This is a genomic window from Pseudomonas aylmerensis (assembly GCF_001702265.1).
In the GTDB taxonomy this organism is placed as follows: Bacteria; Pseudomonadota; Gammaproteobacteria; order Pseudomonadales; family Pseudomonadaceae; genus Aquipseudomonas; species Aquipseudomonas aylmerensis.
In genome coordinates this window covers 73,860-96,711 of record NZ_MAUE01000029.1, presented here as the reverse complement: position 1 = coordinate 96,711, position 22,852 = coordinate 73,860, and the positions used below count along the sequence as shown (strand labels likewise).

Sequence of the window (22,852 nt, the reverse complement as noted above, 5' to 3'; positions counted from 1 at the left end):
AATAACTGTCCTTCTGCAGCCCCTGGGCGCAGAAATGGAGTGCGCGATGAAGTTCACAGCAAAAACTCTGCTTGCCTGTTCTTGCATGACCGTATGCATGACCCTCAGCGCCGTCAGCTTTGGCGCGCAAACCCTGACCATTGCCACCGTCAACAACAGCGACATGATCCGCATGCAAAAGCTCTCGAAAACCTTCGAGACCGAGCATCCGGATATCAAGCTGAACTGGGTGGTGCTTGAAGAAAACGTGCTGCGCCAACGCCTGACCACTGACATCGCCACCCAAGGCGGGCAGTTCGACGTGTTGACCATCGGCATGTACGAAGCCGCACTCTGGGGCGCCAAGGGCTGGCTGGAACCGATGAAGGATCTGCCGGCTTCCTACGACCTCGATGATGTATTCCCTTCGGTGCGTGACGGTTTGTCCGTCAAGGGTTCGCTGTACGCCCTGCCGTTCTACGCCGAAAGCTCGATCACCTATTACCGCACCGACCTGTTCAAGGACGCCGGGCTGAGCATGCCCGAGCACCCGACCTGGACCCAGATCGGCGAATTCGCGGCCAAACTCACCGACAAGAGCAAAGAGCAATACGGCCTGTGCCTGCGCGGCAAAGCCGGTTGGGGCGAAAACATGGCGCTGATCACCACCCTGGCCAACGGCTACGGGGCGCGCTGGTTCGATGAGAAGTGGCAGCCGGAATTCACCGGCCCCGAATGGAAAGACGCGCTGAACTTCTACGTCGACAACATGAAGAAATCCGGCCCGCCGGGTGCCTCCAGCAATGGTTTCAACGAAAACCTTGCGCTGTTCAACAGCGGCAAGTGCGCAATCTGGGTCGACGCCAGCGTGGCCGGCTCGTTTGTCACCGACAAGACCCAAAGCAAAGTGGCTGACCATGTCGGCTTCACCTTTGCCCCGCACGAGAAGACCGACAAGGGCACCTCGTGGCTCTACTCCTGGTCACTGGCGATCCCGACCAGTTCCAAGGCCAAGGACGCCGCCAAGGTGTTCACCAGTTGGGCGACCTCCAAGGAATACAGCCAGTTGGTGGCCAAGACCGACGGCATCGCCAACGTACCGCCGGGTACGCGCAAATCGACCTACAGCGACGAGTACATGAAGGCCGCGCCGTTCGCCAAGGTGACCCTCGAATCGCTGAAAGTCGCCGACCCGACCAAACCGACCCTCAAGCCCGTGCCGTATATCGGGATCCAGTTGGTGACCATTCCTGAATTCCAGGCGATTGGTACCCAGGTCGGCAAGTTCTTCTCGGGTGCGCTGACCGGTCAGCAGACGGTGGATGCTGCATTGACCGCCGCGCAGACCACCACCGAGCGTGAAATGAAGCGGGCGGGTTATCCCAAATAAAGCCGGCACACCGCCGTAACTGCTTTATGTGGGAACTGGCTTGCCGGCGATGCAGGCAAGCCAGTTCCCACCCTGACCGCGCTCCGATTCTCGTTCTGCATGTACCTGACTGGTCCTGATCCTATGAATACCACCACTGCCCAAGTGCAAACGACCACGCCTCATACGCCACGCAAAAGCCGCCTGGCCAACCCCGGCTGGTTCCTCGTCACCCCTTCGGTCGCCATGCTGCTGCTGTGGATGATCGTGCCGCTGGGCATGACCCTGTACTTTTCGCTGATCCGCTACAACCTGCTCTACCCTGGCGAAAACCAATTCGTGGGGCTGGAGAACTTCACCTATTTCATCACCGACTCAGGCTTCCTGCCGGGCGCCACCAATACCCTGTTGCTGGTCGGCAGCGTGCTGTTGATCAGCGTGGTGTTCGGCGTGTTGATCAGTGCCTTGCTGGAGGCCAGTGAGTTCCTGGGCCGTGGCATCGTGCGGGTGATGCTGATTTCGCCGTTCTTCATCATGCCCACCGTCGGTGCGCTGATCTGGAAAAACCTGATTTTCCACCCGGTGTCGGGAATTCTCGCCGCCGTCTGGAAGCTGTTCGGCGCCGAGCCGGTGGACTGGCTGGCGCACTATCCGTTGCTGTCGATCATCATCATTGTGTCGTGGCAGTGGCTGCCGTTTGCGATCCTGCTGCTGATGACCGCCATGCAGTCCCTCGACCAGGAACAAAAGGAAGCCGCACGCCTGGACGGCGCCGGCGCCATCGCAATCTTCTGGCACCTGACCCTGCCCCACCTGGCACGCCCGATTGCCGTGGTGGTGATGATCGAAACCATCTTCCTGCTCTCGGTGTTCGCCGAAATCTTCACCACCACCAACGGTGGCCCGGGCTACGCCTCGACCAACCTCGCCTACCTGATCTACAACCAGGCGCTGGTGCAGTTCGACGTGGGCATGGCCTCGGCCGGCGGCTTGATCGCCGTGGTCATCGCCAATATCGCGGCGATCATCCTGGTGCGGATGATCGGCAAAAACCTGACTGACAAGCCTTGAGGGCCGCGCCATGACGCTTCAACAATCCCGCCGCCTGCAAAGCCTGTTGCTCGGCACTTTGGCCTGGGCCATCGCGATCCTGATTTTCTTCCCGATCTTCTGGATGGTGCTGACCAGCTTCAAGACCGAAATCGATGCGTTCGCTACCCCACCGCAGTTCATCTTCACGCCGACGCTGGAGAACTACCTGCACATCAACGAGCGCAGCAACTACTTCAGCTACGCCTGGAACTCGGTGCTGATTTCGTTCAGTGCCACCGCCCTGTGCCTGCTGATCTCGGTGCCGGCCGCCTACTCCATGGCCTTCTACGAGACCAAGCGCACCAAGGGCACGCTGCTGTGGATGCTCTCCACCAAGATGCTGCCACCGGTGGGCGTGCTGATGCCGATCTACCTGCTGGCCAAGAGCTTCGGCCTGCTGGATACGCGTATCGCGCTGATCATTATCTACACCCTGATCAACCTGCCGATTGTGGTCTGGATGGTTTACACCTACTTCAAGGACATCCCCAAGGACATCCTCGAAGCCGCGCGCCTGGACGGCGCCACCCTGTGGCAGGAAATGGTCCGGGTGCTGCTGCCGATCGCCAAGGGCGGCCTGGCGTCCACGGTATTGCTGTCGCTGATCCTGTGCTGGAACGAAGCGTTCTGGTCGTTGAACCTGACCTCGTCCAACGCAGCACCGCTGACCGCGCTGATCGCCTCCTACTCCAGCCCTGAAGGCTTGTTCTGGGCCAAGTTGTCCGCCGTCTCGACCCTGGCCTGCGCGCCGATCCTGATCTTTGGCTGGATCAGCCAGAAACAGCTGGTACGCGGTTTGTCCTTCGGCGCCGTGAAATAACGGCCTTTCAATAAAAAATTCAAAGCGGAGGCCCATCATGGCCAACCTGAAAATCAAGAATCTGCAAAAAGGCTTCGAAGGTTTCTCGATCATCAAAGGCATCGACCTGGAAGTGAACGACAAGGAGTTCGTGGTCTTCGTCGGTCCATCGGGCTGCGGCAAATCGACCCTGCTGCGCCTGATCGCGGGCCTGGAAGAAGTCAGCGACGGCACCATCGAACTGGACGGCCGCGACATCACCGAAGTGACCCCGGCCAAGCGCGACCTGGCGATGGTGTTCCAGACCTACGCGCTGTACCCGCACATGAGCGTGCGCAAGAACATGTCGTTTGCCCTGGACCTGGCCGGCGTCGACAAGAAACTGGTCGAGAGCAAAGTCAGCGAAGCGGCGCGCATCCTCGAACTCGGCCCGTTGCTGGAGCGCAAGCCCAAGCAGCTGTCGGGCGGTCAGCGCCAGCGTGTGGCGATCGGCCGGGCGATTGTGCGTAACCCGAAAATCTTCCTGTTCGACGAGCCGCTGTCGAACCTCGACGCCGCCCTGCGCGTGCAGATGCGCCTGGAGCTGGCGCGCCTGCATAAGGAGCTGCAGGCGACCATGATCTACGTGACCCACGACCAGGTCGAAGCCATGACCCTGGCCGACAAGGTGGTGGTCCTCAACAGCGGCCGTATCGAGCAAGTGGGCTCGCCGCTGGAGCTGTACCACCAGCCGGCCAACCTGTTTGTCGCGGGTTTCCTGGGTACGCCGAAGATGGGCTTCCTCAAGGGCAAGGTCACGCGCGTCGAAGGCCACGGCTGCGAGGTGCAACTCGACGCAGGCACCACCATCAGCCTGCCGTTGAGCGGCGCGACCCTGAGCGTGGGCAGCGCGGTGACCCTGGGCATTCGTCCGGAACACCTGGAAATCGCCACGCCGGGCCAGACCTCCCTGACCGTCACCGCCGACGTCGGCGAGCGCCTGGGCAGCGACACCTTCTGCCACGTCACCACCGCCAATGGCGAGCCGTTGACCATGCGGATCCGGGGCGACATGGCCAGCCAATACGGCGAGACGCTGCACCTGCACCTGGACCCGGCGCACTGCCATCTGTTCGACACCGACGGTGTAGCCGTGGCCCGCCCACTGCGCGCTGCCGCCTGATTTCGCGAGAGTTGTGATGAAACTGAATAAGCAGAACCTTACCCAACTGGCGCCGCACGTGAACATCCCGGCCTATGCGATTGCCAGCACCTCCCAGGGCATCGCCCATATCGGCGTCGGCGGTTTCCACCGTGCGCACCAGGCGTACTACACCGATGCGCTGATGAACACCGGCGAAGGCCTGGACTGGAGCATCTGCGGCGTCGGCCTGCGCAGCGAGGACCGCAAGGCCCGCGACGACCTGGCGGGCCAGGACTACCTGTTCACCCTCTATGAACTGGGCGACACCGACGACACCGAAGTGCGTGTGATCGGCTCGATCAGCGACATGCTGCTCGCCGAAGACAGCGCCCAGGCATTGATCGACAAACTGGCCAGCCCCGAGATTCGCATCGTCTCGCTGACCATCACCGAAGGCGGCTACTGCATCGACGACAGCAACGGCGAGTTCATGGCCCACCTGCCGCAGATCCAGCATGACCTGGCGCACCCCGGCGCACCGAAAACCGTGTTCGGCTTCATCTGCGCCGCGCTGACCCAGCGCCGCGCCGCCGGCACCCCGGCGTTCACGGTGATGTCCTGCGATAACCTGCCGCACAACGGCGCCGTCACGCGCAAGGCGTTGCTGGCCTTTGCCGCGCTGCACAATGCCGACCTGCACGACTGGATCAAGGCCAATGTGAGCTTTCCGAACGCCATGGTCGACCGCATCACGCCGATGACCAGCACCGCCCACCGCCTGCAGTTGCACGACGAGCACGGCATCGACGATGCCTGGCCGGTGGTCTGCGAACCGTTTGTGCAATGGGTGCTGGAAGACAAGTTCGTCAACGGCCGCCCGGCCTGGGAGAAGGTCGGCGTGCAGTTCACCGATGACGTGACGCCCTACGAAGAGATGAAGATCGGCCTGCTCAACGGCAGCCACCTGGCCCTGACTTACCTGGGGTTTCTCAAGGGTTACCGGTTCGTGCACGAGACCATGAACGACCCGCTGTTCGTCGCGTACATGCGCGCCTACATGGACCTGGATGTCACGCCGAACCTGGCGCCGGTACCGGGTATCGACCTGACCGACTATAAGCAGACCCTGGTCGACCGCTTTTCCAACCAGGCGATTGCCGACCAGTTGGAGCGCGTGTGCTCGGATGGCTCGTCGAAGTTCCCCAAGTTCACCGTGCCGACCATCAACCGCCTGATAGCCGATGGGCGCGAGACCGAGCGTGCGGCGCTGGTGGTCGCGGCCTGGGCCTTGTATTTGAAGGGCGTGGATGAGAATGGCGTGAGCTATAAAATCCCCGACCCGCGTGCGGAATTCTGCCAGGGGCTGGTGAGTGATGAGGCGCTGATCAGCCAGCGACTGCTGGGAGTGGAAGAGATTTTCGGCACGGCTATTCCCAACTCGCCGGAGTTTGTGGCAGCGTTCGAGCGTTGCTATGGGAGCTTGCGTGATAACGGCGTCACCGAAACCCTACAGAACCTCCTGAAGAAACCGGTTTAAATGTGGGAGGGGGCTTGCCCCCGATGAGGGTGTGTCAGGCAAATATCCTTCACTGACCCACAGCCATCGGGGGCAAGCCCCCTCCCACACTGGACCGGGTTGCCAATCCAAAAAAATAACACCGCTGAGCACACCCTCATGACCCAGCAAAACCTGTTCCTCGGCATCGACTGCGGCACCCAAGGCACCAAGGCCATCGTCCTCGACGCGTCCAGCGGCAAGGTGCTGGGCCTCGGCGCTGCGGCGCACACTCTGATCAGCGGCGCGAATGGCCGTCGCGAACAGCACACCCAGGAGTGGCTGGACGCCTTTACCGAAGCCACCCACCGCGCCTTGCAACAGGCCGGCGTCGACGGCCAGGACATCCTTGGCATCGGCGTGTCCGGCCAGCAGCACGGGCTGGTGCTGTTGGATGACAGCGGCCAGGTGCTGCGCCCGGCCAAGCTGTGGTGCGACACCGAAACCGCGCCCGAAAATGATCGTCTGCTGCACTACCTGGGCGGCGAAAGTGGCTCGCTGGAGCGCCTCGGCGTGGCCATCGCGCCAGGCTACACCGTGTCCAAGTTGCTCTGGACCCGCGAGCAGCACCCGGACGTGTTCGCGCGCATCGCACATATCCTGCTGCCTCACGACTACCTCAACTACTGGCTCACCGGCCGCGCCGTGGCGGAATACGGCGATGCCTCCGGCACCGGTTACTTCAATGTGCGCACCCGTGAATGGGACGTGGCGCTGCTCCAGCACATCGACCCCAGCGGTCGCCTGCAAGCCGCGCTGCCCGAACTGATTGACGCCGACCAGGCGGTGGGCACGATCCTGCCGGCCATCGCCGAACGCCTGGGCATCAACCCCAACGCGCTTGTCTCCAGCGGTGGCGGCGACAACATGATGGGCGCCATCGGCACTGGCAATATCGCCCCCGGTGTGATCACCATGAGCCTGGGTTCCTCGGGCACCGTGTATGCCTTCGCCGACCAACCCAACGTGAGTGCGCAGGCGTCGGTGGCGACTTTCTGTTCCTCCAGCGGCGGCTGGCTGCCGTTGATCTGCACGATGAACCTGACGAACGCCACCGGGGTAATCCGCGAGTTGTTCGAGCTGGACCTCAACGCTTTCAACGCCTTGGTCGAAAAGGCCCCGATCGGCGCCGACGGCGTGAGCATGCTGCCGTTTCTCAACGGCGAACGCGTGCCCGCCCTGCCCCACGCCACCGGCAGCCTGCACGGCCTGACCATGACCAACCTGACCCGCGCCAACCTGTGCCGCGCCGTGGTCGAAGGCACCACCTTCGGCCTGCGCTACGGTCTCGACCTGCTACGCCACACCGGCCTGCAAAGCCTGCGCATCCGCTTGATCGGCGGCGGTTCGAAAAGCCCGGTGTGGCGGCAGATGGTCGCCGATATCATGAATACCGAGGTTATCTGCACCGAACAAAGCGAGGCTGCGGCCCTGGGCGCGGCGATCCAGGCGGCGTGGTGCCAGTCCGGCGAATCCCTGGCCAGCCTGTGCGACCGGTGCGTGAGCGTCGACCCGACCAGCCGTACCCTGCCGGTGGCAGCCAGCGTCAGCGCCTACCAACAGGCGTACGCGCGCTATCAACAGCTAGTAGCAACCCTTTAAGAGCGAACGACTATGTATCTGGTGTGCGGTGAAGCGCTGTTTGATTTTTTCAGCGAGGAAGATGCCAGCGGGCAGGCTTCCAAGGTCAATTACAAGGCAATTGCCGGTGGCTCGCCGTTCAACGTTGCGGTGGGTCTGCGCCGCCTGGGCATCGATGCCGGGCTGTTCGGCGGGTTGTCGACCGACTTCCTTGGGCGGCGCTTGTTGCAGGTGCTCAAGGATGAAGGCGTCAGCGAGCAGTTCCTGGTGGAGTTTGCTGCGCCGACGACGTTGTCGATGGTCGCCGTGGGCGCCAATGGTTCGCCGCAGTACAACTTCCGCGGCGAAGGCTGCGCCGACCGCCTGCTGGAAGTCGCGCATCTGCCGGCGCTGGGCGCGGACATTCGCGGCCTGCATGTCGGCTCGTTCTCGCTGGTGGTGCAGCCGATCGGCGACACCCTGCTGAGCCTGGTCAAGCGCGAAAGCGGCAAGCGCCTGATCAGCCTCGACCCCAACGTACGCCTCAACCCCCAGCCGGATATCCAGCTGTGGCGCGAGCGCGTGGCGGAGCTGGTCAAGCACGCCGACCTGATCAAGGTCAGCGACGAAGACCTGCACCTGCTCTACCCCGACCAGTCGCCGGAAAGCGTGCTGCAAGGCTGGCTGCAGCACCGCTGCCAGCTGGTATTCCTCACCCGTGGCGGCGACGGTGCCAGCGTCTTCAGCCGCCAGCACGGCAACTGGTCGCAACCGGCACAGAAGGTGGTGATGGCCGATACCGTCGGCGCTGGCGATACCTTCCAGGCCGCCTTGATTGCCTGGTTGACCGAGCAGAACCTGGATTCGGTAGAGGGCCTGCAACAACTGACCCGCACGCAAATCGACACGATGCTCGGCTTCGCCATCCGCGCTGCCGCGTTGACGTGTGGCAAGACTGGGCCGGATTTGCCGTATCGCCATCAGTTGAATTGACGCACCCACCACTCCCGGCAACCTCTAATCTTGAGGTGCCCTGGGTCCGCTTCGGAGGAAGAGGGCCCGCTTTCCCAATACCTTTTTTGAGTTGAGCACAAGCTGTCAAGTTTGACAGTTGCGCTTTTTATTTCGCGACTCTTTAATTCAACTTACAACCAGCGGTTTAACGACGAGCCACTGTGCGACCTGAACTCTCTATCAGGCAGGGTTGAACATGAAAGGATCAAAACATCGTTTGCTAATTGTCTTGATGGGCTTTTTAGCCGCCTACAACGTCAGTGTCGCCTTTGGCCAGCCCGTTGCGCAGGATCACCGAAGCCTGCTTGATTTCCATGGCGGCGAAAGTGGTAGGGATTACTGGATAGTGAAGAACTCCTGGGGTAGCGGTTGGGGTGAGAAGGATTATTTCAGACCCCCTAAATTTCTAAAGAGCAATCTGCTTCCCTGAGAACACCAGGTGCAGGTCTAAAGAGCAGCCCTACGTGTCGAGCGTACCCCCCCCCTTCGCTACCGAGTGGCGACGCTTGCCTGCTACTCGCCTCTAGCCCCCTTCAACCTGTCAACGTTGACAGTTGTCAGTCACGGATTTTGCGCCAAGACTCCCGTTATATCTCGGGCGCGTGAACAGAACATCCACATCCTGTTATCAATATCAATTACCAGGGAAGGATTGACCATGAACAACTTGACCAAGTTTGCCTTCACCCCCCTTGTGCTGCTCTGCCTGACAGGTACCACGCTGTACACCGGCCTGGTCAATGCAGCAACGTTTGTAGGCGAAGGTACGGCCGCAGGCGCGCAATGTGGCTCAAGAGGCGTCAACAACAACGGAGTTGTCACGGGCATGTGCCTGCCGGGGAATGTTTCCGGCCCTGCGGTGGCGTGGGTCGCGGTGACCGCCGGCACGGAAGTTCCGTTACCGCCCCTGGTCACGGGTCAAAGCTGCGACGCGTTGGGCATCGCCAACAATGGAACCATAGCGGGCGTATGTGTCACTGCGGACAACCGCGCCACGGGTGTGTTCTGGAGCGCCACTGCACCCAGCAGCCTCCCCCAAAAGCTGCAATCGCTGTCAGTGCTTGGCACCGGCCTGCTACCTGAAGTGGCTACCGCTATCACCGCCTACAACCAGAGTGGTGTGCTGGGCGGCGAGAGTCTCAGTGGCAGCAACGATGCCACCGCCGTCCTGTGGCTCGCAGGCAGTACCGCCCCGGTTCAATTGTCTATCCTGCACGACAACTGCAGGGTTGCCGATGTGAACGACACACCGATCAATGGCGTACCCAGCACTGCCCTGAATTGCCCCAACACGGCGACAGGTAATGACACTGCCAAAGTCGTTCAGAAAACCGGGTTGCTCGGCGCGCTGGTCACCACGGTCCTGTCCACACCGTCCGGAAGTACCGGTTGCAGCCTCAGCAGCGTCAATAATGCAATGCAGATGCTCGGCACCTGCCACTTTGCCGCCCCGGATACCCCAAGTGCCGCCTATTGGGCCAGCCCTGCTTCTACCCCGGTACTCTTGAGCAGCGTCAGCGGCGTCGCGGGAACTCCCCGCATCGAGGGGCTACGCCTGAACAACAACGGCAACGCGGTTGTGTCTTATCAAAATACCGATGGGCACGCGCTATTGGCGTTTTGGGCAGCGTCAACCACTGGCGCTACCACGCTGATCCCGACGCTGGCCGGCGGTACTCATGTGGGTTTCGTCGATTTGAGTGATAACGACACCGTTGCACTCACCAGCGAAAACACGGGCGAACATGCTCAGGCCGCTACGTGGACAGCAGCGGCAGGCACCGTTGCGATTCCCCAGTTCAACGGAGGTGAAGAAAGCGGCCTGACCGCCATTTCACCCAACGGCAGCTATGTGGCAGGGATTGCCGAGGACAGCGCGCACAATGACGACGCGGTGGTTGCGACGTTGCCTTAAGTGATCGTGGCCTTTCAGATGAAGGTTTTGTCAGCCAGGCAAAAATTAATCGACGGTTAATCCCGCAAGTCGAGAGTGAAAGTGTACTCACTTGCGGAGAACCACCATGAAACTGCGCACTTTAATGCTCGGCGGCGCGCTGGCGCTGGCGGCGGTGTCGGGCCTGGCCCAGGCTGCCGATCAAACGGCGACCGTCACCCCTGTGCCCTACCACTACGGCATGCCGATGAACATCGCCAAGGTGCTGGCCATGAATGAGGCCCAGACCAATGACTGCAAAGTCATCAAGGCGGATATCAAGTTTGTGGACACGGCCGGCAAGGTCGAAGACGTGAGCTATCGGAAAATGTCCGAAGCCTGCGATTTCCAGAATTGAGCCGGTGAAAGACCCAGGACAGGCCCGCACAGGAAGGAGTAGTCTTGCGGGCTTGTCATACGGCTGAAGGGATTCGCCATGCAGTTGAGTTTCCGCTCTCTCGCAACATTCACCGCCCTGGTCTGCTTCGCCCTTGCACTTGTCTGGGGCCTGCGTCCTGACCTGCTGCTGTGGTTATGGAGTGTCGAATATTCCAGCGCCACCGGGCTGGTGTCGCGCCGCAATGCCGCGCTGTTCCTGTCCATCGGCCTCATGTTCTACCGTGCTCGCCTTGCCCCACCCTCAGACACACGCCGCGCCCTGACCAGCGGGTTTATCGCCGGCTGCCTGGTGCTGGCCGTATTGGGGTTCGGGGAGTGGATCAATGGCAATGCAGGCCCTGGGATCCTGCTGGCGGTGGCAACGGAAACCGTATTGGGCCTGGCGTTTATCCAGGCCCACAGGTCTTCGGTCACTCACTCTCAAGCGTCGATCTAGTACAGGTTGCGCGCACCTGCTCGTTGCAGCGCGGGTGCATGGCTGTGCTTGAGGTCTTCACGCAACCCGGTGATCAGGTTGCACAAGGCTCGACTGCTGTCGAGCTTGTCGGCGTTGATACCTTTGACTTCCAAATCCACCCGGTCACGGTCGCGGTCGTCATAGACCTTGATCGTCAGCGAGGCATCTTCGGCTTTGGTGCATTCGCACCGTTTAGGCAGGAAACTTCCTTCGATAATACTGCGAAGTTCTAATTCCGAAAGCATGGCCAACCTCTCCTTTTCTGAGACTGCCAATCGATTGTTTTTAGTCTGGCAAGCGTGTGCCTGCCGCGTCTTGCCGCCCCTGGAAGACGCTTACCATCACCAGCCTACTCGGCAAAATCCAGTCTCGTTGTAACCATTCCTCATAAGCACCCAGCACCCTTATATAAGCTTGGCCGGGCAGATGAAATAATCGTCGAACCGCTGCGATTAATCGTTTAACCCCACGCCTGGTATCAAACTGCGCCTTGCGCGACCACTCTTTCAGCAACATATCGCAAACTATCGAAGTTGATGTTCGCGCCGGAATTAACCGCTACCAATGTCTGCCCCGCTATGCCACGCGTTGACACGTATTGGCGAATACCCGCGACCGCCAAGGCACCGGAAGGCTCGGTGATGGAGCGGGTATCGTCGTAGATCAACTTGATGGCGCTGCACAGTTGGTCATTGCTCACGATTATCACTTCATCCACCCACTGCCGGCAGATTTCAAAACCAAACGCACCGATCTGCGCGACCGCCGTGCCATCGGCAAACCCGTCGACACTCGGCAACACCACGCGCTCACCGGCGCGCAGGGCCGCCAACAGGCAACTGGAGCCTTCGGGCTCGACGCCGATGATGCGCACTTCGGGCCGCAGGTATTTGACGTAGGCCGCGATTCCGGCAATCAGCCCGCCGCCGCCGACCGGGACGAAGATCGCGTCCAGCGGCCCTTGCTGCTGGCGCAGGATCTCCATGGCCACCGTGCCTTGGCCGGCGATGACGTCCGGGTCGTCGAAGGGCGACACGAAGGTATACCCGCAGGCGTCGGCCAGTTGCAGCGCGTGGGCCAGGGCAAAGGGAAAGCTGGCACCGTGCAACACCGCTTCGCCGCCCCGGGAGCGCACGCCTAGCACCTTCAATTCCGGCGTCGTCGCGGGCATCACGATTCGCGCCCGGATCCCCAGTTCACGCGCCGCCAGCGCCACCCCCTGGGCATGGTTGCCCGCCGACGCGGTGACCACGCCCCGCGCCTTCTGCTCTGCGGTCAGTTGCACGAGCTTGTTGTAGGCGCCGCGAATCTTGAAGGAGAAGGTCGGCTGCAAGTCTTCGCGCTTGAGCAGCACCTGGTTGCCGAGCAATGCCGACAGCGCCGGCGCGGCTTGCAGGGGCGTGCGCACCGCCAGGTCATAGACCGGGGCGGCGAGGATCTTTTTCACATAGTGTTCAAGCAGGCCTGCATCAGCGCGGGGAGGAACGGGACAGCTGCTCATGGGTGTCTCCTGGTGTGTGTAGAGCCCGGGAGACGGAAAAACAAAACCCGCCTCAAGGGCGGGTCTGGGTGCAGCCGTGTGCTATCCCGCCAAATGAGGAATGGCGGTAATAATAATGCTTGGCTGGCTGCGAAAGGCTTGGAAGGTCATGCCAGGAAATTAACCGGCCATCCGGACCAAGTCAACATCCTGTTTACTTCAAGCATACGAAACATATACGATTCGTATATCAATCCAGCACAGTGAAGACCATGGGCATCGTCAAGATCAGCGACCAACTGCACGAACAACTCCGCCTGGCCAGTGCGGCCATGGACCGCTCCATCAACGCCCAGGCCGAGTTCTGGATCAAAGTCGGCCTGCTCGCCGAACTGAACCCCAGCCTGCCCTATCACGAGTTGATCAACAAACTGCTGCTGGACAAGCCCGACCTGATCCGGGGGCGCAGCTGATGATCAAGACCACCGCCCAACTGGCTGTCATGCGCGAATCCGGGCGCCTGCTGGCCAAAGTGTTCGACATGCTCGACGGGTTTGTCAGCGCCGGCCGTTCCACGCTGGAGCTGGACAGCGCCGTCGAGGCCTTCATCCGCAACGAACTGAAAGCCCGCCCCGCCAGCCTCGGGCAATACGACTACCCGTTCTCCATCAACACCTCGATCAACGAGGTGGTGTGCCACGGCATGCCCAGCGCCAAGGAGATCCTCAAGGACGGCGACATCATCAACATCGACATCACCCTGGAAAAAGGCGGCTTTATCGCCGACTCCAGCAAGATGTACATGATCGGCACCGTCGCCCCCAAGGCGCGGCGCCTGGTGGAAATGACCTTTGAGGCGATGTGGGCCGGCATCCGCCAGGTCAAGCCAGGCGCACGCCTGGGCGATATCGGCCATGCAATCCAGAGTCACGCGCAGGCCAACGGCTACAGCGTGGTGCGTGAATACTGCGGCCATGGCATCGGCAAGCAGATGCATGAGGACCCGCAGATCCTGCACTTCGGCCGCCCCGGCACCGGCATGGAACTGCGCGAAGGCATGGTGTTTACCATCGAACCGATGCTTAACCAGGGCAGTTCCAAGGTGCGCAGTCTGAAAGATGGCTGGACGGTGGTGACCAAGGACAACAGCCTGTCGGCGCAGTGGGAACATACCGTGGCGGTGACGGCGGATGGCTTTGAAGTGCTGACCCTGCAAACACAGCCAGGCGAATAACCTGTGGCGAGCGGGCTTGTCCCGCGTTGGGCTGCGCAGCAGCCCCAAACCAGGCGCAGAGGCGTGCCTGATGCATCGCCACCTTTACATCGCCGCGCCCGCCATCCGCTTGAGCACTAGCACCATCAAGCCTGCCCCCAACCCCATCGCAGCCAGGAACAACGGGTACGACACCCACCACGGCGTACCCGCCGTCATCATGCTGAACTCCGACATCCCACCCACACTGGCAATCAGATTGAGCGGCAAGAACACCACGTTGATCAGCGTGAGCTTGCGCAACAGGTTGTTCATGCTGTTGTTCATCAGGTTGCCGCGCGCATCGATCAGCCCGGAAAACACATTGGAATAGATCTCGGCCTGTTTGTAGCACTGATGGTTCTCGATGATCAGGTCATCGATCAGGCCGAGGATTTCCGCGCCGAAGTGCTCTTTTTCCGCGTGGTTGCGCAGCCGCGACAGCACGGCGCCGTTGCTGTGCAGCGCGTTGATGTAATAGATCAGGCTTTCGCTGAGGCTGAACATCTGCATCAGGTGATGGTTGCTCATGGACGCGTTGAACTGCTGCTGCAACTCGCGCGCGACCAGCTTGATCACCTTGAGGTGGCCCAGGTAGTGGTGGATGTTGTTGAGCAGCAGGTCGAGCAACACGTCGAGCGGCGTGTGCAACGGCCGGCGCTGGCCCAGGCCGCTCAGCGGGGTTTCATCGGTGGCGATTACCAGCAGCCGGCCGGGTGAAAACAGCAGGCCGCAGGACGACACTTCGAATACCAGGTTGCCGCCGCCAGAATAGTTCTCCGGACGCTTCCAGATCAGGAACAGGTTGTCGGGGTGAAACTCGATGCGCGAGACCTCGTCCGGGTCCAGGGCCGACGCGAGTGCATGCTCATCCAGCTTGTGATGGTCACGCAGCCATTCACGCTCGCTCGGGTCAGGGTTGTTGAACAACAGGATCGGGGCCGAGGCGCTGTCCACGCCCAGCAGTTTTCCATTGATTAGCTCAAAACGCTGGATCATCGCGACTCACCAGACCTGGCCCTGGCGTTTCAACTCCAGGCGCCGCACGAATTCCTCCAGCACCAGGCCATACAGGTCGTCCTGCAAATAGGCGTCTTCGATGCCCGCATCCAGGTTGGGATTGTCGTTGACCTCAATCACCACCACCTTGTCGCCGGACTGCTTGAGGTCGACGCCGTAGAGCCCGTCGCCGATCAGGTTGGCGGTCTTCACCGCCAGTTCCACCACCGCCTTGGGCGCTTCGTGGACCGCCAGGGTGCGGCACTCGCCGTTGATGTCCGAGCCAATGGCCTTGTGGTTGTAGATCTGCCAATGGCCCTTGGACATGAAGTACTGGCAGGCAAAGATCGGCTTGCGATTGAGCACGCCGATGCGCCAGTCGTATTCGGTGTAGAAGAACTCCTGGGCGAGCAGCAGCACCGAATGCTCGAACAGCTCGGCAGTGGCCTTGAGCAAGGCTTCCTGGCTTTCGACCTTGATCACACCCCGGGAGAAACAGCCATCGGGGATCTTCAGCACCAGCGGGAAACCCAGGCGCTCGCCGACCCGTTCGAAATCTTCCGGTCGTTCCTTGTAGAGAATCTCGGTGGCGGGCATGCCCAGTTGATGGCTGTTGAGCAGGTCGGTGAGGTAGACCTTGTTGGTGCAGCGCAGGATCGAAGCCGGGTCATCCATGACCACCAGCCCTTCGCTCTCGGCTTTCTTGGCGAAGCGGTAGGTGTGGTTGTCGACGCTTGTAGTCTCGCGGATCAGCAAGGCGTCGTATTCGGCCAGGCGCGAGTAGTCCTTGCGCTCGATCAACTCCACATCGATGCCCAGGCCCTTGCCCACGCGGATGAAATTCTCCAGCGCCTTGGCATTGGACGGCGGCAGTTGCTCCTGGGGATCGTGAAGAATCGCCAGGTCATAACGGGCCAGACGACGTGAACGGGGCTGGCGCCAGATCTTGCGGCTGAAGTTGTCGAGGGCGTGGGCGAATTGATCTTCCTGGTCATCACGCAACTTGTGCAGTACGCCGGACTTGACCCCTTCAATGTGCCAGCCGTTGTTCTTTCTGAACTCAACTAACAGGATCGGGCACGGGAACGCTTCAAACAACTGGCGGGCCAACTCCTGCAACGGTTCAATATTGGTTCGACCAAAGTAAAGGGTCAGGGTAAAGCCTTCGGTATTGCTGTAAAGATGATGACTCAAGGCTTTATCGAGGGTTTTATCCAGGTCATCCAGCGCCAGGCCGTAGAGTGACTTCTTGGTCAGCTCGCTGATGGTGCGCACCGACGGAATCACCTTGTGCCCGCGCGCTTCGGCCAGCAACGAACAGTAGTAGCCGTGCCCCAGGTACTTGTAGCTGCGGCACAGGTTGATCACCTGCACACGCTTGCCGGTCTCGCTTTCGCGGGTTTGCTCCAGGTATTCCTGCGCGGTGACGATGTCTTCGCTGGGGAAGTAGGAGGCCCAGTCTTCCTTGCGCTCGACAATGATCACAACTTGACTGGCGCCCTTGGGAGGTGCGGAAAAATAACCCTTATTGGTTATTGTCGCCGCGACAGTTTGCTCGGATACTTCACGCCAATGACCTTGTACCGCCGACATAATATTTGATCCGCTTTAGAGAACTCGACCTTTTCTATTAAGCACGATCTTTTAGAGAAGTCCCGTTTCGTTACGCAACTTTTACGGCGGTCATATGGCTCTTTTCTTTCGCGTTGCAGCCCCCGAGGACGTGCCTGAATTAGTGGCACTGGAACAGCACTGTTTCACCACTGACCGGCTGTCACCGCGCAGTTTCCACTGGATGGTCAGCCGCGCCCATGGCCGGTTGCTGGTGGCGGAACAGGACGGGCAATTGCTCGGCTATGCGCTGGTGCTGTTCCACCGTGGCACCTCGCTGGCACGGCTGTACTCCATCGCCATCGCCGAGCACGCGCGCGGCATGGGCCTGGGCAAACAGCTGCTGAGCCGCATCGAGGCCTGCGCAGTGGAACACGACTGCGCCTACCTGCGCCTGGAAGTGCGCACCGACAACCCCGGCGCCCTCGCCCTGTATGAACGCAACGGCTACCGCCGCTTTGCCCTGATCAACGACTACTACGAAGACCACAGCCCGGCCCTGCGCCTGGAAAAACGCATCCTGCAGCACCAGGATGCGCGCTCGCACAGCGTGCCGTATTACCAACAGACCACCGACTTCACCTGTGGCGCCGCCTGCCTGTTGATGGCCATGGGCGCGCTGGTCCCGGAGCGCCCGGCCCTGCGCCGCGAAGAGCTGCAGATCTGGCGGGAAGCGACCACCGTGTTCATGACTGCCGGCCATGGCGGCTGCAGCCCGCAAGGCCTGGCTCTGGCGGCGTGGCGTCGGGACTTTCGGGTGCGGATGCAGGTGAATGTGCGCGGGCCGTTGTTTCTGGATGGCGTACGCGATCCGCATAAAAAGGACGTCATGCGCGTGGTGCATGCCGCGTTTGAGGAAGAGTTGGCAGGCAGCGACGTCGAGCAGGTTTTCGGCGGCGCCCTGGACTTGCCACGGCTGTTGCAGGAGGGCGGACAGCCGCTGGTGTTGATCAGCAGCTACCGCCTCACCCGCTCGAAATCCCCGCATTGGGTGATCGTCACCGACTGCGACGACGACTTCGTCTACCTGCACGACCCGGATGTGGATCACAGCCAGCACCGCCAGCCCCTGGACTGCCAGCACCTGCCAGTCAGCCATGCAGAGTTCGAGCGCATGTGCCGCTTTGGCAATAACAAGCTGCGCGCGGCGGTGGTGGTCTTCACCCGGGGAATGCTCAGGCCACCTGCTTGATCGCGGCCTTGGCCTCCAGCTCGCGCACCAGTGGCAACACGCGCTGGCCGAAGTACTCGACCTCTTCCTGGAAGTGCAGGAAGCCGGCCAGTACCAGGTCCACGCCCACGGCCTTGAGTGCGACGATGCGCTCGGCGATCTGCTGCGGGGTGCCGATCAGGTTGGTCTTGAAGCCGTCGTTGTACTGCACCAGGTCTTCGAAGCTGGACTTGGCCCAGTTGCCCTCGCCTTCGGGGGAAGCCTTGCCGGCCTGCCGGGCCGCGTCGCCGAACGCATTCACCGCCTCCGGATCGGCCTTGTCGATGATTTCCGCGAGCACGGCGCGGGCTTCTTCCTCGGTATCCCGGGCGATGATGAAGGCGTTGACGCCGACCTTGACCGAATGGTTGTTCGCAGCGGCCTTGGCGCGAATGTCATCGACCTGGGCCTTGATGCCTTCCGGGGTGTTGCCGTTGGTGAAGTACCAGTCCGACACCCGCGCCGCCATGTCGCGCGCCGCCCGCGAACTGCCGCCCTGGAACACTTCCGGGTGGCCCAGCGGCTTGGGCTTGAGGGTGTATTGGTTGAAGCGATAGAAGTCGCCCTTGAAGGTGAAGTTGTCCTGGGTCCAGATGCCCTTGAGGGCACGGATGAATTCCTCGGAGCGACGATAACGCTCGTCGTGTTCCAGCCAGTGTTCGCCGATGGCCTGGAACTCACCCTTGAACCAGCCACTGACGATGTTCACCGCGATGCGGCCGTTGGTGAGCTGGTCAATGGTTGCCAGTTGCTTGGCCGCCAGCGCTGGTTGCCATGGGCCGGGCAGGATCGCGGCAATCACTTTGAGCGTGGTGGTCGCCGCCAGCAGCGCGTGGCTGAACGCCACGGACTCATGCTGGTTCTCAGCGCCGTAGCCGGCGGTGAAGCGAATCTGCGTCAGGCCATATTCGAAGCCGGCGGCTTCGGCCAGTTGCGCCAGTTTGCGGTTGTAGTCGATGCCCCAATGGGTGCGCTGTTCGATCTTGCTCACCACCAGCCCACCGCTGACGTTGGGCACCCAATAGGCAAATTTCACGGCTTGCTGACTCATCGATCACTACCTCGCACACAGGGATGTACCGAGGGGTTGAGCAGCAAGCGTGCCAGCCGTGGGCAAACGCACGCGCCGTGCGGGCTACGGCGGAAAACCCGGCCGGCGATCAGGCGAAGACGCCTGTCACGGATCGTGGCGGTTTGTCGGTTCACTGTTGCTGGGGCAACAGCTGGCGCAGCATCTCCCGCGTAAACATGGGCCCAGGCACCCGGCACGGAGTGTGCAATCACCCTTGGCATTGATCACTGCCCTGGAGCTTTTGCCCATGACCGAACAACACGTCATCAACCCGCTGTCCACCGGCGTCGACTACACCACCCTCGCCGCGCGCTTTCGCCCGATTTTCCAGCGTATCGCTGCGGGTGCGGTGGAGCGCGAGCAAACCCGCACCCTGCCCCATGAACCGATCCAGTGGCTCAAACACGCCGGTTTCGGCGCAGTGCGGGTGCCGGTGGAATACGGCGGTGGCGGCGCGTCCCTGCCGCAGTTGTTCGAATTGCTGATCGAGCTGGCTGAAGCCGACTCCAACGTGCCCCAGGCCCTGCGCGGGCATTTCGCGTTTGCCGAAGATCGCCTCAACGCCGCCCCGAGTGCCGGCCGCGACCTGTGGTTCAAGCGCTTTGTCGACGGCGATATCGTCGGTTGCGCCTGGACTGAAATCGGCGCCGTGGCCATCGGTGAGGTGGTCACCCAGGTCAGCCCGGATGGCGATAACTGGAAGCTCAACGGCGAAAAGTTCTACAGCACCGGCAGCATTTTCGCTGATTGGATCGACGTGTACGCCCAACGCAGCGACACCGGCGGCGATGTGATCGCCGCCACGCGCGCGCGCCAGCCCGGCGTGGTGCACAGCGATGATTGGGACGGTTTCGGCCAACGCACCACCGGCAGCGGCACCTCGCGCTTTACCGATGCGGTGGTGGAGGCGGACAACGTCATCGACTTCGCTACCCGCTTCAAATACCAGACCGCGTTCTACCAGTTGGTGCTGCTCGCCAGCCTCGCCGGTATCGGCCGCGCCGCGTTGCGCGATGTCGCCCATCAGGTGCGCAGCCGCAAACGCATCTACAGCCACGGCAATGCGCCGCATGTCAGCCAGGATGCACAGGTCCAGCAGGTGGTGGGTGAAGTCGCGGCGCTGGTGTATGCCGCCGAAGCCAGCGCGTTGAAAGCCGCAGCGCCGGCGCAACAGGCTTACCTGGCACGGTTTGGCGGCGATGATGCGGCTGAGCACGCGGCCAATCTGGCCGCCGAGATCGAGTCGGCCACGGCGCAGGTGGTGGTGTCGGAATTGATCCAGCGCGCCACCAGCGAACTGTTCAATGCGCTGGGGGCGTCTGATGTGCGCCAGGGCAAGTCCCTGGACCGCCACTGGCGCAATGCGCGCACGGTGTCGTCGCACAACCCGGTGATCTACAAGGCGCGGATCGTCGGCGACTGGGTGATCAATGCGACCGAGCCGCCGTTTGTGTGGCAGATCGGCAATGGGCCGGCGAAAGCCTGAATCAAGGTTGATCGCAGTCAGCATGTGGGAGGGGCTTGCCCCCTCTCACCTTTGGACCCTGTTATGTCTTAAAAGGCCAGTTTGTAACCGATGGTCATCAACATGATCGCCAGGCACGGGCGCAATACGCCGTCCGGGACTTTGCCGGTCATGTGGCTGCCCAGGTAAATGCCCGGCAGCGAGCCCATCAGCAAAAAGCCCAGCAGGTGCCAGTCCATATTGCCCATGCCGGCGTGGCCCAGGCCCGCCACCAGGGTCAGGGGCACGGCGTGGGCGATCTCGGTGCCCACCAGGCGGCGGGTGGCCAGGAACGGATAGAGGATGAACAACGCGACGGTGCCGAGTGCGCCGGCGCCGATGGAGGTCAGCGCGACCATGGTGCCCAGCACGGCACCGGTCACCACCGTCAACGCATTCAGGTTGCGCGGGTTCATGTGGTAGCCATCGCCGGCATGGCGCTGGGCGAAGGCCAGCAGGCTTTTCTTGAACAGGATCGCCAGGGCCGTCAGCAGCAGCACCACGCCGAGGGCCTGCTTGATCACCGCGTTCATGGCGCTGGGGTCAGTGTGCAGGCTGGCGAGGAACCACAAGGTCAGCAACACGGCAGGCACGCTGCCCAGGGTCAGCCAGCCGGTGATGGTCCAGTCGATGTTCTTGTTCTTGCTGTGTACCAGCACGCCACCGGACTTGGTGATCGCGGCGTACAACAAGTCAGTGCCGACCGCCGTGGCCGGATTGATGCCGAACCACAACAGGATCGGCGTCATCAACGAGCCCCCGCCCACGCCGGTCATGCCCACGATAAAACCAACGATCAGGCCCGCGACTACAAAACCAACATTACCCACATCCATTACAACTTCCCGCGGCCTTATAAATTTCTGGCCGCAGGATAGCGATTTTTCTTATAACGACTTATATCAATATGATCTGACTTTATGCCTTTTAGCTCAATCGACGGCAGACGTACGCCTGAGTCTGGTACGGGAAGGCCACGGTGTCGCGCCCGCGCAGGTCCGGATGGGTGTCGATCAAGTCCTGCAACTGCGCGGTCACCTTGGCCTTTTCCGCGTCTGGCAGCGCAGCGATAAAGCTCACCGAGAGGAAGCGATCCATGATCACCTCTTGAGGGCTGCCGACATGGCTATACGGGAAACAGCTAAGTTCAGGCGCGGAAAAAAGCTCGCCGGTAAAGGCTTCGCGCCAGCGCCCGGTATGAAAGCGCGGCGTATCGCCCTCGTAAGGCGTGATGATAGCGGTGATTGCCGCGACCCAGGCCACCGACTCATCGCGCACATTCCACACCAGTCCCAGCCGGCCCGCGGGTTTGAGTACACGGTGGATCTCCTGCAGCGCCGCCTGGGTCGAGAACCAGTGGAACGCCTGGGCGCAGACCACCGCGTCGGCACTGGCGGCGGCCAGGGGCATGGAGTCGGCGGTACCGTCGACCAGGCGCACGTCCGGCAACAGCTTGCTCAACTGCGCGCCCATCGCCTGCACCGGTTCGACGGCGATCAGGGTCGGCGCCAGGGTGCTGAGCAAACGCGTGAATTTGCCGGTGCCGGCGCCCAGGTCGATGACAGTTGACTGCGCGTCAACGCCGAGCGCCTCCGTGAGCCAGCCGGTCAGTTGCCGTGGATAATCCGGCCGGCCCTGGGCGTAGGTGACGGCCTGGGTGGAGAAACCTTGTTGAGCAGACGCGTGGACACCAGTCATTGCCAATCTCTCCTCGGATAAAGCGGGGACACAGTGTGCGCCTTCATGACTTTATTTTCTAATCGCTGCATCCAATCGTGCGCGTCATGGGTAGTCCTTCCAGTACCCCCGCTGTTTGACTGAATGGAGAAGCACCGATGAACGCTAAAACACTGCTCTGCCTCACCGGCTTGTTGTTCGCCGCCCCCGCCGCTTTTGCCCAGTCCGGCCTGCCCGACAGCATCAAAGTGCCGGCGGGCCACAAGGTCGCGCTGGAAACCACCGGCGTTGGCGAAATCACCTACGAGTGCCGCGACAAGCCCAATGCCGCCGGCCAGACCGAGTGGACCTTCGTCGGCCCCAAGGCCGTGCTCAATGATCGCAGCGGCAAGCCCGTCGGCACCTATTTCGGCCCACCGGCCACCTGGCAGGCCAAGGACGGTTCGAAAATCACCGGCACCCAGCTCGCCGTGGCGCCGTCGGGTGCCGGCAACCTGCCCTATCAACTGGTCAAGGCCAACCCGGCCGAAGGCAAGGGCGCGATGAGCGGCGTGAGCTACATCCAGCGGGTCGGGCTCAAAGGGGGTGTTGCCCCGAGTACCGCGTGCAGCGCCGCCAACAAGGGTGAGCAGGCGGTGGTGAGCTACCAGGCCGATTACATTTTCTGGTCCGCCAGCTGAGCAAAGTCAGCTACGCTGCCCCCTGTGGGCGCCGGCGTGTCGTGGCGAGCACGCTTGCTCGCCACACAGGGGCCGTGGCGGTGGTTA

The 22,852-nt window shown here is 61.7% G+C and carries 23 protein-coding genes; 16 read left to right on the top strand and 7 right to left on the bottom strand.

Annotated elements, in window-relative coordinates:
* Window positions 1–85 precede the first annotated feature (85 nt).
* From BBG20_RS20750 to BBG20_RS20700, 11 genes are all read left to right on the top strand, one after another.
* Window positions 86–1,369: an ABC transporter substrate-binding protein gene (locus tag BBG20_RS20750; RefSeq protein ID WP_371920659.1), complete on the top strand. Its 1,284-nt coding sequence runs from the start codon at window positions 86–88 to the stop codon at window positions 1,367–1,369.
* Between the two features lie 123 nt (window positions 1,370–1,492).
* Window positions 1,493–2,419, top strand: coding sequence for a carbohydrate ABC transporter permease (locus tag BBG20_RS20745; RefSeq protein WP_065906617.1), 927 nt, complete (start codon window positions 1,493–1,495; stop codon window positions 2,417–2,419).
* 10 nt (window positions 2,420–2,429) lie between these two features.
* The gene (locus BBG20_RS20740; protein ID WP_032886872.1) at window positions 2,430–3,260 is read left to right on the top strand and encodes a carbohydrate ABC transporter permease; all 831 of its coding nucleotides are present in this window, start codon (window positions 2,430–2,432) and stop codon (window positions 3,258–3,260) included.
* 37 nt (window positions 3,261–3,297) lie between these two features.
* Entirely contained in the window at window positions 3,298–4,401 is a 1,104-nt protein-coding gene (locus BBG20_RS20735) for an ABC transporter ATP-binding protein (RefSeq protein ID WP_065906616.1), read from the top strand.
* A gap of 16 nt (window positions 4,402–4,417) precedes the next feature.
* Window positions 4,418–5,899, top strand: a complete 1,482-nt coding sequence (locus tag BBG20_RS20730; protein ID WP_065906615.1) for a mannitol dehydrogenase family protein — start codon at window positions 4,418–4,420, stop codon at window positions 5,897–5,899.
* 138 nt (window positions 5,900–6,037) lie between these two features.
* A complete protein-coding gene (xylB, locus tag BBG20_RS20725; protein ID WP_065906613.1) occupies window positions 6,038–7,519 on the top strand; it encodes a xylulokinase in 1,482 nt (493 codons plus the stop codon).
* 12 nt (window positions 7,520–7,531) lie between these two features.
* Window positions 7,532–8,470: a carbohydrate kinase family protein gene (locus BBG20_RS20720; RefSeq protein WP_065906608.1), complete on the top strand. Its 939-nt coding sequence runs from the start codon at window positions 7,532–7,534 to the stop codon at window positions 8,468–8,470.
* Between the two features lie 217 nt (window positions 8,471–8,687).
* Window positions 8,688–8,921, top strand: coding sequence for a C1 family peptidase (locus BBG20_RS20715; protein WP_083221452.1), 234 nt, complete (start codon window positions 8,688–8,690; stop codon window positions 8,919–8,921).
* Between the two features lie 228 nt (window positions 8,922–9,149).
* Window positions 9,150–10,406, top strand: coding sequence for a hypothetical protein (locus BBG20_RS20710; RefSeq protein ID WP_065906605.1), 1,257 nt, complete (start codon window positions 9,150–9,152; stop codon window positions 10,404–10,406).
* Window positions 10,407–10,512: 106 nt separating this feature from the next.
* Window positions 10,513–10,782 (top strand): DUF2790 domain-containing protein, encoded by a 270-nt coding sequence (locus BBG20_RS20705; RefSeq protein WP_065906599.1) that lies wholly within the window; start codon window positions 10,513–10,515, stop codon window positions 10,780–10,782.
* 78 nt (window positions 10,783–10,860) lie between these two features.
* Complete coding sequence (locus BBG20_RS20700) at window positions 10,861–11,259, top strand: hypothetical protein (protein ID WP_065906597.1); 399 nt, start codon at window positions 10,861–10,863, stop codon at window positions 11,257–11,259.
* On the opposite strand, the gene BBG20_RS20695 is transcribed toward BBG20_RS20700, so the two are convergent.
* The gene (locus tag BBG20_RS20695) at window positions 11,256–11,525 is read right to left on the bottom strand and encodes a DUF1652 domain-containing protein (protein ID WP_065906595.1); all 270 of its coding nucleotides are present in this window, start codon (window positions 11,523–11,525) and stop codon (window positions 11,256–11,258) included. The genes BBG20_RS20700 and BBG20_RS20695 overlap by 4 nt on opposite strands.
* 233 nt (window positions 11,526–11,758) lie before the next feature.
* Entirely contained in the window at window positions 11,759–12,781 is a 1,023-nt protein-coding gene (gene ilvA, locus BBG20_RS20690) for a threonine ammonia-lyase, biosynthetic (protein WP_083221451.1), read from the bottom strand.
* A 251-nt stretch (window positions 12,782–13,032) separates the two neighbouring features.
* Here ilvA and BBG20_RS20685 point away from each other — a divergent pair, with 251 nt between their 5' ends.
* Entirely contained in the window at window positions 13,033–13,233 is a 201-nt protein-coding gene (locus BBG20_RS20685) for a ParD-like family protein (RefSeq protein WP_027606410.1), read from the top strand.
* Window positions 13,233–13,994, top strand: a complete 762-nt coding sequence (map, locus tag BBG20_RS20680; RefSeq protein WP_065906593.1) for a type I methionyl aminopeptidase — start codon at window positions 13,233–13,235, stop codon at window positions 13,992–13,994. Before BBG20_RS20685 ends, map begins: the two co-directional genes overlap by 1 nt.
* 84 nt (window positions 13,995–14,078) lie before the next feature.
* On the opposite strand, the gene BBG20_RS20675 is transcribed toward map, so the two are convergent.
* Together BBG20_RS20675 and BBG20_RS20670 are read right to left on the bottom strand one after the other, a co-directional pair.
* Window positions 14,079–15,011 carry a magnesium transporter CorA family protein gene (locus tag BBG20_RS20675; RefSeq protein WP_065906591.1) on the bottom strand — a complete coding sequence of 311 codons (933 nt, stop codon included), beginning with the start codon at window positions 15,009–15,011 and terminating at the stop codon, window positions 14,079–14,081.
* 6 nt (window positions 15,012–15,017) lie between these two features.
* Window positions 15,018–16,604: a RimK family protein gene (locus BBG20_RS20670; protein ID WP_065906589.1), complete on the bottom strand. Its 1,587-nt coding sequence runs from the start codon at window positions 16,602–16,604 to the stop codon at window positions 15,018–15,020.
* A 94-nt stretch (window positions 16,605–16,698) separates the two neighbouring features.
* Here BBG20_RS20670 and BBG20_RS20665 point away from each other — a divergent pair, with 94 nt between their 5' ends.
* Window positions 16,699–17,814, top strand: coding sequence for a peptidase C39 family protein (locus tag BBG20_RS20665; RefSeq protein ID WP_065906587.1), 1,116 nt, complete (start codon window positions 16,699–16,701; stop codon window positions 17,812–17,814).
* On the opposite strand, the gene sfnG is transcribed toward BBG20_RS20665, so the two are convergent.
* Window positions 17,798–18,883 (bottom strand): dimethylsulfone monooxygenase SfnG, encoded by a 1,086-nt coding sequence (sfnG, locus tag BBG20_RS20660; protein ID WP_065906585.1) that lies wholly within the window; start codon window positions 18,881–18,883, stop codon window positions 17,798–17,800. The genes BBG20_RS20665 and sfnG overlap by 17 nt on opposite strands.
* A 268-nt stretch (window positions 18,884–19,151) precedes the next feature.
* Here sfnG and BBG20_RS20655 point away from each other — a divergent pair, with 268 nt between their 5' ends.
* On the top strand, window positions 19,152–20,390 hold the full coding sequence (locus BBG20_RS20655; protein ID WP_065906584.1) for an acyl-CoA dehydrogenase family protein: 1,239 nt from the start codon (window positions 19,152–19,154) through the stop codon (window positions 20,388–20,390).
* Between the two features lie 68 nt (window positions 20,391–20,458).
* Here the strand turns inward: BBG20_RS20655 and BBG20_RS20650 are convergent, their stop codons facing one another.
* A complete protein-coding gene (locus tag BBG20_RS20650) occupies window positions 20,459–21,244 on the bottom strand; it encodes a sulfite exporter TauE/SafE family protein (protein ID WP_065906582.1) in 786 nt (261 codons plus the stop codon).
* A 91-nt stretch (window positions 21,245–21,335) separates the two neighbouring features.
* The gene (locus tag BBG20_RS20645) at window positions 21,336–22,106 is read right to left on the bottom strand and encodes a class I SAM-dependent methyltransferase (RefSeq protein WP_065906579.1); all 771 of its coding nucleotides are present in this window, start codon (window positions 22,104–22,106) and stop codon (window positions 21,336–21,338) included.
* Between the two features lie 137 nt (window positions 22,107–22,243).
* Between BBG20_RS20645 and BBG20_RS20640 the strand changes: the two genes are divergently transcribed.
* Window positions 22,244–22,765, top strand: a complete 522-nt coding sequence (locus BBG20_RS20640) for a DUF3455 domain-containing protein (RefSeq protein ID WP_065906578.1) — start codon at window positions 22,244–22,246, stop codon at window positions 22,763–22,765.
* Window positions 22,766–22,852: the final 87 nt, after the last annotated feature.